At 57.5% G+C, this 10,471-nt stretch carries 11 protein-coding genes and 1 pseudogene; 5 read left to right on the forward strand and 7 right to left on the reverse strand.

Annotated elements, in window-relative coordinates; genetic code table 11:
- The 6 genes from DBR24_RS10935 to DBR24_RS10965 all read right to left on the reverse strand — a co-directional run.
- The coding region (locus DBR24_RS10935; protein WP_256591390.1) for a glutathionylspermidine synthase family protein at nucleotides 1–1,120 on the reverse strand (1,120 nt) is incomplete at its 3' end.
- A gap of 2 nt (nucleotides 1,121–1,122) precedes the next feature.
- Entirely contained in the window at nucleotides 1,123–1,809 is a 687-nt protein-coding gene (locus tag DBR24_RS10940) for a DUF1190 domain-containing protein (protein ID WP_128614740.1), read from the reverse strand.
- A gap of 17 nt (nucleotides 1,810–1,826) precedes the next feature.
- Nucleotides 1,827–2,252, reverse strand: coding sequence for a DUF350 domain-containing protein (locus tag DBR24_RS10945; protein WP_123463706.1), 426 nt, complete (start codon nucleotides 2,250–2,252; stop codon nucleotides 1,827–1,829).
- A gap of 15 nt (nucleotides 2,253–2,267) precedes the next feature.
- Nucleotides 2,268–2,918 carry a DUF2491 family protein gene (locus tag DBR24_RS10950; RefSeq protein ID WP_123463708.1) on the reverse strand — a complete coding sequence of 217 codons (651 nt, stop codon included), beginning with the start codon at nucleotides 2,916–2,918 and terminating at the stop codon, nucleotides 2,268–2,270.
- A gap of 209 nt (nucleotides 2,919–3,127) precedes the next feature.
- Entirely contained in the window at nucleotides 3,128–3,826 is a 699-nt protein-coding gene (locus DBR24_RS10960) for a PspA/IM30 family protein (RefSeq protein ID WP_123463710.1), read from the reverse strand.
- A gap of 17 nt (nucleotides 3,827–3,843) precedes the next feature.
- Nucleotides 3,844–4,512 (reverse strand): YjfI family protein, encoded by a 669-nt coding sequence (locus tag DBR24_RS10965; RefSeq protein WP_123463712.1) that lies wholly within the window; start codon nucleotides 4,510–4,512, stop codon nucleotides 3,844–3,846.
- Nucleotides 4,513–5,080: 568 nt separating this feature from the next.
- Between DBR24_RS10965 and DBR24_RS10970 the strand changes: the two genes are divergently transcribed.
- The 5 genes from DBR24_RS10970 (at nucleotide 5,081) to DBR24_RS10990 (ending at nucleotide 10,278) form a co-directional block, all read left to right on the forward strand.
- Nucleotides 5,081–6,214: a ThiF family adenylyltransferase gene (locus DBR24_RS10970; RefSeq protein ID WP_128614741.1), complete on the forward strand. Its 1,134-nt coding sequence runs from the start codon at nucleotides 5,081–5,083 to the stop codon at nucleotides 6,212–6,214.
- Complete coding sequence (locus DBR24_RS10975; protein WP_128614742.1) at nucleotides 6,215–7,408, forward strand: MFS transporter; 1,194 nt, start codon at nucleotides 6,215–6,217, stop codon at nucleotides 7,406–7,408.
- Between the two features lie 97 nt (nucleotides 7,409–7,505).
- Complete coding sequence (locus DBR24_RS10980) at nucleotides 7,506–8,243, forward strand: TenA family transcriptional regulator (protein ID WP_128614743.1); 738 nt, start codon at nucleotides 7,506–7,508, stop codon at nucleotides 8,241–8,243.
- Between the two features lie 177 nt (nucleotides 8,244–8,420).
- On the forward strand, nucleotides 8,421–9,530 hold the full coding sequence (locus DBR24_RS10985; RefSeq protein WP_128614744.1) for a DUF3182 family protein: 1,110 nt from the start codon (nucleotides 8,421–8,423) through the stop codon (nucleotides 9,528–9,530).
- Nucleotides 9,520–10,278 (forward strand): S9 family peptidase, encoded by a 759-nt coding sequence (locus DBR24_RS10990; protein ID WP_128614745.1) that lies wholly within the window; start codon nucleotides 9,520–9,522, stop codon nucleotides 10,276–10,278. The genes DBR24_RS10985 and DBR24_RS10990 overlap by 11 nt, the downstream gene beginning before the upstream one ends.
- 25 nt (nucleotides 10,279–10,303) lie before the next feature.
- Here DBR24_RS10990 and DBR24_RS31940 read toward each other — a convergent pair.
- Nucleotides 10,304–10,471, reverse strand: a pseudogene (locus DBR24_RS31940) (UPF0104 family protein); the annotation flags it as partial.

A 10,471-nucleotide genomic window follows, 5' to 3' on the forward strand; every position in this document is an offset into this window, starting at 1 on the left:
CTTTCGTAATGAGGCTGTTGTCTTCGCGCACACCAATCCCCGCCGCCTGGTCGCCAATCACCCACGAGCCGATCAGGGTGTAGCTGTCATCGAACTTCGGTAACGGCGCAAACGCCTGCAGGATAAACGGCGCATCGGTGTAAGGCCCGTCCTCTTTGACGATCAGACCTTCCGCCGTTTGCAGTTCGATGTTGGCGCCTTCGCGGGAGAAATACGGTTTGCGCACCCAGCCTTTCGGCACCGCACTGGCTGGATTTGGATCAAGGTGCGCCGCGAGCAGGTTCGGGTGCCCCTTATGCAGCTCCCACAGCAATGGCAGCGCGCCCTTGTTCGACAGGATCGACTTCCATGCGGGTTCGAAGAACTGCGTGTCGCACTCGGCAATCGCTGGCCCAAACGGTTCGTGGAAGATGAACTCCCAGGCATGGAGCTTGAACAGGTGCGGGATCCAGCGATCCTGCAGATCAACGAAGCGGCCTTCGGCTGTCAGGCCGATGTCTTCGATGTCGATGTGCCGCGACTCGATACCGACTTTTTCTGCAATCAGGCGCAGATAGTCGGTGGTGCCGCGGTCTTCGACGGAATCTTTCATCGAGGCGAAGTAGAACGGCCGCTTGAGCTGCAACTCGGAAAACGCCTGATGCAGTTTGGTATCAATGCTGTTGAACTGGTCGGCATGGCGCGGCAGCATCCCGCGCTCGATGCATTGTTCCAGCCAGCCCCACTGAAACGCCGCCGCTTCATAGAGGCTGGTCGGTGTGTCGTAGTTGAGCTCCAGCAGTTTCGCCGGGCCGTTGCCGCTGTAGGAAAAGTCCATGCGTCCGTACAGATGCGGATGACCTTCCAGCCAGGATGTTCGGATCATGTCGTAGTACGAAACCGGAATACTCAGACGATCCAGCAGTTCTTCGCTGCGCACCACGCGATCGACCAGATCCATGCACATCTCGTGGAGTTCGGTGGTCGGGTCCTCCAGATCGTTTTCGATCTGCGCGAGCGTGAACTGGTAGTAAGCGCTTTCGTCCCAGTACGGCTCGTCGTCGATGGTGTGGAACAGAAAACCGAGCTCTTCGGCGGTCTGTTGCCAGTCGGGGCGCTCGGCGCAGTGGATCTTCTTCATGGTCAGCTGCTCGAACTGCCCCAGCCGCCCCAACCGCTGCGCGCCGAAGACTGACTGCCGAAGCCGCCGCGGGAGGTCGAGGAAGCGACATTTACCGATTTGCTTCGAGTGCTGTCGTAGCTGCTGGTGTCGTTACGACTCGTCGGTGCCGACTCGATTTTGCGGTATTGCGTCGAGGTGGTGTAGGTCTGGCGGTCATCGTCGCGATCTCGATATACCGTACGGTTCGCGTTGTTGCTCATCGCGTTGCCGATCAGCCAGCCACTCAGCCAGCCATTGCCCCCGCCCCCGGAAGAGTGGGACGTGCTTTGCACATGCTGTGCAGCCGCGGCTTCACCCGCGGGCATTTGCGCATTGGCCACAGCGTCGAGATTCTGCGGTGCCTCACCGTTTTGCGGCACCTTGAACCCGCCGAGTTTCGGTACAAAGCGGCCAGCGGAGTTTTTTTGACACCAGTCCGCGGCGAAATCTGCATCGCACTGGGCCTTGTCGTCGTAGGCCGGTGCAATGCGCCGGTGCTCGGTCAGCGCCGCGACGTAGGCGTTGGTGCAGACATCGGCGGCCACTTCGGCGCCGACGCACTCCTCGACAGATTGAAAGCGTTGCGTGTCCTGCGCGGCCACCTCGCCGGAAATCGCCAGCGCCACTGAAGCGGCGAGGGACAGTTGAACGTACTTGCTGCGTTTCATCGAAGGCTTCCTGCCGATCAGTTGGACGGGGTCATGCATGCGGCGTTGAGCATGCCGACGCTGATGGCCACTGCGGCCACGTAGATGCCCGAGGCGATTTCACCGTTGGCGATGCGCTGGGACGTGCCCTTGAGCACCAGACCGGTTGCCAGGAATGCCAGCAGTTGCACCACGGCCGCAATCACCGCCCAGAGTACGAAGTCGAGGACGTTGACCGAGTGGGAGATGATGTTGCTTGCCGGAATCGCGAACCCGATGATTGCACCGGCCAGGGCGATGGCCGCGGCACTGTTGCCGGCGCGAATCAGCTCGAACTCTTTGTGCGGGGTGATGCGGGTGTAGATGAATTGAAACAGCATGAACAGCAGCACGGCGCCGATCAGGTAGACAGCGAAACCGGTCAACGCGGTCTTGTTCAGGGAAACGGCCAGCACTTCCAGCATGAAAAACTTCCTTATTTAAATGGTGCTCAGGTCAGTCGTGTACAGCGAGATGCCCAGTGAGGTGCTCAGGCTGACGGTGCCTTCTTCGTCTTGTTCGACGGAGAACAGCAGCAGTTCGCGGCGATCGGTCAGGCCGGTGTCGCGCGCGTAAAGCATCGAGTGATGGTTGATGGTGTAGCTCTCGTCCGGATTGACCACGTGTTCGGTCATCGGCACCAGTTCGGTCTGGCCTTGTTCGGTGCCCCATTCGCGGAGGTATTCGACACCCTGATGGCTGTAGGCCGGCAGACCGATCAGGCTGTTGGGGCCGGCCAGGCGCTGCAGTTCGGCGTCACTGTTCACGGTCACGTAGCTGAGGTAGTTGAACAGGGTGACCGATTCGACCTGGTCATCACCGGTGACGTGGATCTGTACCCAGAAATCCTCGTCGTTCATGTAATAGCGGTGCAGTTTGTTGGACTGGCCGAGGTCCACCCAGCCTGCGCTCCAGATCGCCTGATCGAAAGGCACCCGAACCGACGTCGAACCGTCGAGCAGCAGCGCCAGGGTCGAATCGAACCGGACGCCTTTGCCCTGAGCCATCCCGAGTGGGCCGCTGGCGGCGGTCGAGGTTGGCGCAGCGGCCTGCCAGTTGCTGGTGCCCAGCAAATCTTTAAACCATCCCATGGGTACGTTCCTTGAGGCGGGTGGAGGTGTTCGTCGTAAAAAGCGCCGCTAGTGTACCGGGCCGGGCGGCGAACGAGCAGTGACATTTGCACTGCACAAACCATGCGGGAGCGGGCTTGCTCGCGAAGAGGGAATGTCATTCAACAGGGATGTCGTTTGACACTGCGTCTTCGCGAGCAAGCCCGCTCCCACCGGTTTTGTTTATGGGTTTACTGAGCGGACTTCTGCTTCAGGCGCTCGAGGATCGCATTGGCGCTGCCTTCGTTCGGCGTGATGCCAGCGTCGCGCAGTTTGCGTTCCAGATCGTTGCCGGTCGAAGCGTCGGCCAGTTCGTCCGCTGCGCTCAACTCGGCCGCGCGTTGCTGCTGCTTGGCTTGCAGGCGGTTCAGGGTGCCGACGGCCGTTTCCAGTTTGCCGTTGGCGCCGCCGCTGGCGATGGATGCGCTGACCTGGGCTTTCTGCACGCTGTCGCGGGCCTTGGCCATGTCCACTTGCTGGCGCAGGCTCTTGATTCGCGCTTCGGCCTTGTTGATGTCCTTGCGCATGTTTTCGGCGTAGGTGCCGAATTCGTCGCTGAGCTTTTTCTCGGCGGTGAGGTCATTGGTCAGGGTCGAAATCGCTTCGGCCACTTCCATGGCGAGGTCTTCACGGCCAGCGTTCAGGGCCGAGACCGCCTTGGCTTCCAGGTCCTTGATCTTGGCGTCGTACTCGCTCACGCGGTCGGCTGCCAGTTTGTGCTTGGCCATGATGGTGACCAGTTCGCGACGGGCGTTGGACAGCGCGGTGTCGGCGTCGCGGATTTCCTGGTCGAGGATGCGCAGGGCCTGTTGATCGACGATCGCTTCGCCGACTTCATTGGCGCCGCCGCGCAGTGCGGTGAACAACTTGCTCCAGATGGACTGAGTCATTGGATATTCCCTGTTGATTACTTGAAGAAGTGTTCGAAGGCTTCGCTCGCGCGCTGCACGTTGTCGACCAGGGTTTTCACCTCGGTGACGACGTTGGTCAGGCTCGAGTCGGCGCTGAGGGCGCCAAACATGTTGTAAACGGTCTGCCCGTTCGGCATCGACTCGATACCGATCGACGACAGCGGGAACATTTCCCGGCTGCGCAGCACGGCGTCGTTGAAGGCGCGCACGTCAGTGATCGAATCGCTGTCCACCAGCACGGTGTCGACGATGATCTGTGCACCGGCCAGGGCGATGTGAATCGGCAGACCGCCGAATTCGTTCATTTCCAGCTTGATGCTGGGTTCGGAGCTCTGGATCAGAGACAGTGTGATCTCGTGCGAAGCCACCTCATCCAGCGCCTTGAGGGCGTTGAAGAGGCTATCAATGTTCCAGTTGTTGCCTGCGCTCATGTAATTCTCCGACATGAATGAGCCAGCCAGAATCGGTTGGCGTAGCTGTTGCTCCATTTGCTTGAGCAAGCTTCGGTTTTCCGGAAGCACCCAAGTTTCGTGTTTCACATAACCGGCGGCAGCCAGGCCCGCACGCATCTGCTTCATGTAGAAGCTCGACGGCTTTTTCGCGGACGGTTTCGAGCGCTCTCCCTTTGGGCTCTCTGACGCAACAGTGGGGGAGCGGCTTTTCATGGCGATGACTCCGTTATGAACATCTCACGCGTGAGCCACACTACAACCAATTCAAAGTGCCATCAATGGCTCACGCGTGAGATTTTTTCGATGCATCGAAAAAGTCCTGACGCGCACGGTTCGTCAGTGTTTTTGCCGTGCGGAACACATCGCTTGGTCGTATCTGAAATGTTGTGTCAGCTCGTCACAATTATTTTGGATTTTAGTAATTGTTTTTTGTTGTTTAAGTTTTAGGAAATATTCCTACATTGTTTTTTCTGGTTTCTGTAAGAACTAACACTTGCGTGCAGTAGGAGTGATGGTGCGCATTTTATTTGAGTAACATTAAGAAATAACGCGGGTTCGCAACTCTCGGAAACTTATTCTAGGTTTTGTATGTGCACACCTTCACTCCGGTGGAAAGTTGGTTCGACCACTGGCCCTTTAACTTTTGAGGAAATCATTATGACTTTCGAAAAAGCATCTTCCGCTGGCGATTCTCAGATCGGCTGAGCTAGCCAATGAGGACCGGGGCCTTATGGCCCTGGTTCTTGAAGAACTTGTTTTTAACCGTATCTGAGGCTGCTATATGAAACTTTGCCTGAAGCCGACCATCATTCCGTTCAAACTTGAAGGCCAGATTGTTCTGCGGTTCAACGGGCAATACGCGAAGATCCCCGACCCCCATGGTGCTATCTGGGAATTCGCAACTGCACTGGACGGCAGTGCGCCATTCGAAACGTTGATTAACCAGGTGGCCGAACGTTATCCCGCAGTGGATCAGGAGGATCTGCGCAGCGTTGCGCAGGATTTGATCAGATATCGACTGGTCGAGAGTCCTGATGCGTTCGAGACGACTTCTCTTTCGGACCACGATCGCAACAGATTTTCCCGAAACATCGATTTTTTCGGGTCGATGGCGGCGGTGGGAGAGAACAAGTTTTCCTCTCAGGAGAAACTGCGTGCAGCCAGGGTCTGCGTACTGGGTTGCGGCGGGCTCGGCACCCATATCCTGTTCGATCTGGTAGCGCTGGGTGTACATCACCTGACGATCCTTGATTTTGACAAGATCGAGTTGAGCAACCTGAATCGACAGATCCTTTACAAGGAGAGCGACATCGGGATGCCGAAGGTCGAGACCGCCCGGCGCCGGTTGCTTGAGTTCAACAGTCACCTCGACATCACCGCCCACGAGACGCGCCTCGAATCGGCTCAGGATGTCGCCAGAGTCGTAAGTGGCCACGATATTGTGATTTGCGTTGCCGACAAACCCGCGAACTACATGGCCGACTGGCTGAACGAGGCCTGCGTTCAGGAGGGCGTCCCCTTCATATCCGGTGGGCTCGATGTGCGCCGCTCGGTTTTCTATTCGGTGGTACCCGGCAGCTCGGGGTGCGGTGCTTGCTGGCTGACTTCGGCGCGCAACAAAAGCAGCCTGGTTAACAGTATTTCGACCATGGCCAAGCAACACGACATAACCTACCGGCACCCAGGCCCGGCACTGGTGACCCTGGTGGCCGTGACCGCGGGCATGATGGTGAGCGAAACCGTCAAGATCCTTACCGGCTGCCAGCCGCCACAATTGACCAACAAGCTCAAGGAATTCACCTTCGACGATCTGGATGTCGGCATTGCCGAAGTCTGGCAGCAGAATCCGGACTGCCCGGTGTGCGGGCATCTCGCCAATTCGCAGCAGCTATCCGTGCAGACGGAGACCGTCTAGATGTTCAAGCTGCTGGCGTCCTATGTCATCACGTCCGTTTGCTCATGGGCCATTGCATTTCTCATCCCGCTTTACGTCTATGAGCAGACAGGCTCCCCTGTCTGGACATCGCTGGCTTTTTTCGCGGCGATGGCGCCTTACATACTGGTCACCCCCTTTGCCGGGGTGTGGAGTGATCGCTACAGCAAGCGGCGATTTCTGATCGGTGGCGATCTTATCAACATTGCCATCGGCAGCCTGATGTATGTCGCCGTGAGCACCTTGTCCGGGGACGCCTTGAGCATCACGCTGTTGCTGCTGAGCTTCATGCTGGCAAGCGTTGGCGCAACCCATCACCCGGTATTTCAGAGCATCGCTCCTGCGCTGGTCGAGGGGCGAAAACTTCATCGGTTCAATGCGATCGTCAACGCCAGTGACAACATCATTCGCATCGTTGCGCCGATCAGCGTGGCTGCGGTACTGGCTTTCAGCACCAAGGAGCGGATTCTCGTTGTCAGTATTGTCGGCTTTGCGCTCTCTCTGCCGCTTTGCTACTGGCTGAAAGAGCAGGGCAAACCTCAGCCCGCCACCACCCGGGTCTTCACCGAAATCAAAGCCGGGCTGCTTTATGTCCTTCGGCATCGAGAACTGTGTTCATTGGTTGTGCTGTTCTTCTTCTGCAACTTCGGTTTTGCCCTGATCGGTGCCAGCCTGATCTATGTTTTCACCACGCTCCTGGCTGTGCCGTTGAGCGATGTCGGCTACTACTACGGACTCATTGGCGCAGGTGCCGTTGCCGGATCAGCAACAGGTGCAGTTTTTGTGAAGCGCTATCCGGCTGGCGTGCTCATCCGGGGCAGTTGCCTGCTGGCAGGGATCTTCACGTTGGCCGCAGCGCTGGCGAGCGAGCCCTGGACACTCGCGGCGCTTTGGGCGCTTTCCACCTGCTGCCAATCCGTGGTGGTCATCGCTTTTTTCACCTATCGCCAACAAGTGGTTCCGCAAGCCATTCTGGGTCGGACTGTCGGGGTCACCAGGCTCATTGCCTATCTGGCTATTCCGCCCGCGAGCTTGCTCAGTGGATGGCTGTTGCTCCAATTTTCCAGCAGCGCTCTTATTCTTGCTTCAGGTGGTCTGTGTATTATTTTTGCCTCTCTGTGTGCTTATTTTCTCGCCAGGTATGAGCGACAAGTTGTTTGCAGTGATGCGCAGTGATTAAAACACTGCCGTCAGGACTTAAGTGCTTTGGTTAATTTGTCACTGAGTGGTTTGGTCATTGGATGGCCGGGCGAGAGTTAAAAGGAATTTTATGGTGCAAAAAGATAACAAGTTATACGGCGATGATGTAGTGCATGCCATTCAAGCGGTCACCGGTGGTTCCATATGGGACACGTGGCTGGACGCTGGCGCGTTAAATAGACTGGTTCATCATGAGCTGTTGGTGGCAATGGGGAGGGGCCATGTTTCTTTGAGTGGCATGCGCTATTTTCTGGTGCAGCATCATTACTACTCGCGAAACTTCACTCGCTTTCTTTGTGCGGTTATCAATCGCCTTGAGTCACTCGATGACATTAAACTTTTAATGGAAAACCTGCAGGAGGAAATGGGTATTGACGGTGACGATAAATCCACCCATGCCGATCTGTTCCAACGATCTCTCAATATTGTGGGCACCCACGCCACGGCGCAGCCGCCTCTGCCCCAGACCATTGAATTTACCCATTCGATCATGAAATTTTGCCGCAGTGAAAATCCGGTTGAAGGTCTCGCTGCGCTATGCCTGGGGGCTGAAGCCATCGTGCCATTGCTCTACAAACCGATTCTGGCGGCGCTGGAGAGGCTGAATATCAGTGAGGAAGGTCTGGAGTTTTTCCGCATACACATCGAAGAAGATGAGGGGCACGCGGTCACCATGCTGAAGATTCTGGGGCGATTGACTCGGCACGCACCTGAAGCAAAGGTGATTGCGATGCAAATCGGGCGTCAGGCGATCAACAAGCGATGCGTCATGTTTGACGCTATATGGAGGGACGTTCGAGAGCAAAGGTAGGTCGCGCGATCATGCAAATTGCCGGGGATTACCGGATGTTCGTGCAGATTGAAACAGGCCCGGTGCCATCAATGTTGGCGCAAGCGCTTGATTCATTGTGCATTCTTGTTGCGCGGCGATTGGCCTGATCTCTGCACTTCCAACGACTACATTCATCGAGTCGCTGAAGGGGGACGCATGACCCCAACGCCGAGCAAAAAAATGGTAGTCGCCCATTCAGTTCGTAACGGTGCGCCACAGCACGAAGTGCAGACCAACAAGGCACTGGCACGCTGGCTGGCACACATCATCGGGCTCAAATTCGGTGGTAGCTACGACCCGGAAAAACACCGTGGTCGCGACCTGTACTGGCTGCCTACGCAAACCATTGTTGGCGCCAAACAGGCGCAGCAATTGGGCATCAAAGGTGCGAATGACTTGTGGGGCGGATTCGTCGAACACGATTTCATTTGCACCAAAGCCATCAGCCACGGCCTGCGCAGTCATCTGGCCCACGCGCCCCAAGGCTGGGCGCCTTTGTTCTCAAGGTGTGTGCGCGACGTGGTGCTCGATGGCCTTACCGTGTTTGCCCTGGAAGATGCGCGACCGGCTGCCGAGCATTTGCTGCACAACGGGCCGATCCGCCTGAAGCCGATTCACGCCTGTGCCGGTCGCGGCCAAGAAGTTATCAACAGCCTCGACGCGTTCGACGAGGTACTTGCCCGAGCGGAAGCTGCAGAGTTGTTTCGCGATGGTGTGGTGCTGGAGCAGGATCTGAGTGAAGTGATCACCCATAGCGTCGGTCAGTCATTCATCGGCGGCAAGGTGCTGAGCTACTGCGGTGATCAATACTTGACTCAAGATGCCCATGGCGAAGACGTCTATGGTGGTTCGAATCTGCTGGTGGTGCAGGGTGGTTATCCGCAGTTGCTGTCGCTGGAACTGCCGGACGCTGTACGGCTGGCCATCGAGCAGGCGCAGGTCTTCGACCGGGCGGCGGATGAGGCTTATCCGCGGTTCTACGCTTCGCGCCGCAACTACGACATTGCCCAGGGCCTGGACAGCAATGGCAAACCGCGCAGTGGTGTGCTCGAACAATCCTGGCGCATGGGCGGTGCCAGCAGCGCCGAAGTGGCGGCGCTGCAAAGCTTCGTCAACGATCCGGGCATGCGCGCGATTCGCGTGTCTTCGGTGGAAACCTACGTTGGTCAGCCACTGCCGGCGGACGCCATCGAGGTGTATCGCGGGCCGGCCGAGAACAGCGAGTTTCTCCTCAAATACGTAACGGTCAAACCCTATGACGGCTAGAAGCGAAAGCATTCAAATCGACATTGATGATGAACAGATGAGCGGGACGTTTCTCAGCCCCAAATCCAAGGTGCCCGGTGTGTTGTTTGTCCACGGCTGGGGCGGTAGCCAGGAGCGCGACCTGGAGCGGGCGAAAGGCATCGCCGGTCTTGGCTGCGTCTGCCTGACCTTCGATCTGCGCGGCCACACCGGTGGCACCGGCATTCCGCTGACCCGGGTCACCCGCGAAGACAACCTGCGCGATCTGCTCGCCGCCTACGACCGCCTGCTCGCGCACCCTGCGCTCGACACCTCGGCGATTGCGGTGGTCGGCACCAGTTATGGCGGTTACCTCGCCTCGATCCTCACTTCGTTGCGTCCGGTGCGCTGGCTGGCGTTGCGGGTGCCGGCGCTGTATCGCGATGAGCAATGGCACACGCCCAAGCGCGATCTGGACAAGGCCGATTTGCGTGATTACCGAAGCACGTTGGTCCGTGCCGACACTAACCGTGCGCTGCATGCCTGTTCGCAATTCACCGGGGATGTGTTGCTGGTGGAATCGCAAACGGATGACTACGTGCCCCACGCAACAATCATGAGTTATCGCGCGGCGTGTCAGCAGACTCATTCGCTGACGCACCGGATTATCGACGGCGCCGATCATGCATTGAGCGAACCGGTGTCGCAGCAGGCGTATACCTCGATTCTGGTGGACTGGATTACCGAGATGGTGGTGGGGGAGCGCTTGAGCATCATTCAGTCGAGATAGCCTTCTCAACTTCAACAAAAAAACCTCAGGAAGGTTTCTTCTCGATCCGCAAGGCCTTCGCCTTGGCCTCCACCAGCAAATACATCACCACCGTAATCAGCAACGGCAACAGAAAATAAATCGCCCGGTATGCCAGCAATCCCGCCACCAGGCTGCCGCGTGATGCTTCATGTTGCAGCAGCGCGACGAACAC

This window comes from Pseudomonas sp. HMWF006, assembly GCF_003061205.1.
In the GTDB taxonomy this organism is placed as follows: domain Bacteria; phylum Pseudomonadota; class Gammaproteobacteria; order Pseudomonadales; family Pseudomonadaceae; genus Aquipseudomonas; species Aquipseudomonas monsensis.

What these genes read in the sequence shown, in the direction of transcription:
- DBR24_RS10940 (WP_128614740.1), bottom strand. Translation starts at nt 1,809, where the DNA reads ATGAAACGCAGCAAGTACGTTCAACTGTCCCTCGCCGCTTCAGTGGCG.
- DBR24_RS10945 (WP_123463706.1), bottom strand. Translation starts at nt 2,252, where the DNA reads ATGCTGGAAGTGCTGGCCGTTTCCCTGAACAAGACCGCGTTGACCGGT.
- DBR24_RS10950 (WP_123463708.1), bottom strand. Translation starts at nt 2,918, where the DNA reads ATGGGATGGTTTAAAGATTTGCTGGGCACCAGCAACTGGCAGGCCGCT.
- DBR24_RS10960 (WP_123463710.1), bottom strand. Translation starts at nt 3,826, where the DNA reads ATGACTCAGTCCATCTGGAGCAAGTTGTTCACCGCACTGCGCGGCGGC.
- DBR24_RS10965 (WP_123463712.1), bottom strand. Translation starts at nt 4,512, where the DNA reads ATGAAAAGCCGCTCCCCCACTGTTGCGTCAGAGAGCCCAAAGGGAGAG.
- DBR24_RS10970 (WP_128614741.1), top strand. Translation starts at nt 5,081, where the DNA reads ATGAAACTTTGCCTGAAGCCGACCATCATTCCGTTCAAACTTGAAGGC.
- DBR24_RS10975 (WP_128614742.1), top strand. Translation starts at nt 6,215, where the DNA reads ATGTTCAAGCTGCTGGCGTCCTATGTCATCACGTCCGTTTGCTCATGG.
- DBR24_RS10985 (WP_128614744.1), top strand. Translation starts at nt 8,421, where the DNA reads ATGACCCCAACGCCGAGCAAAAAAATGGTAGTCGCCCATTCAGTTCGT.
- DBR24_RS10990 (WP_128614745.1), top strand. Translation starts at nt 9,520, where the DNA reads ATGACGGCTAGAAGCGAAAGCATTCAAATCGACATTGATGATGAACAG.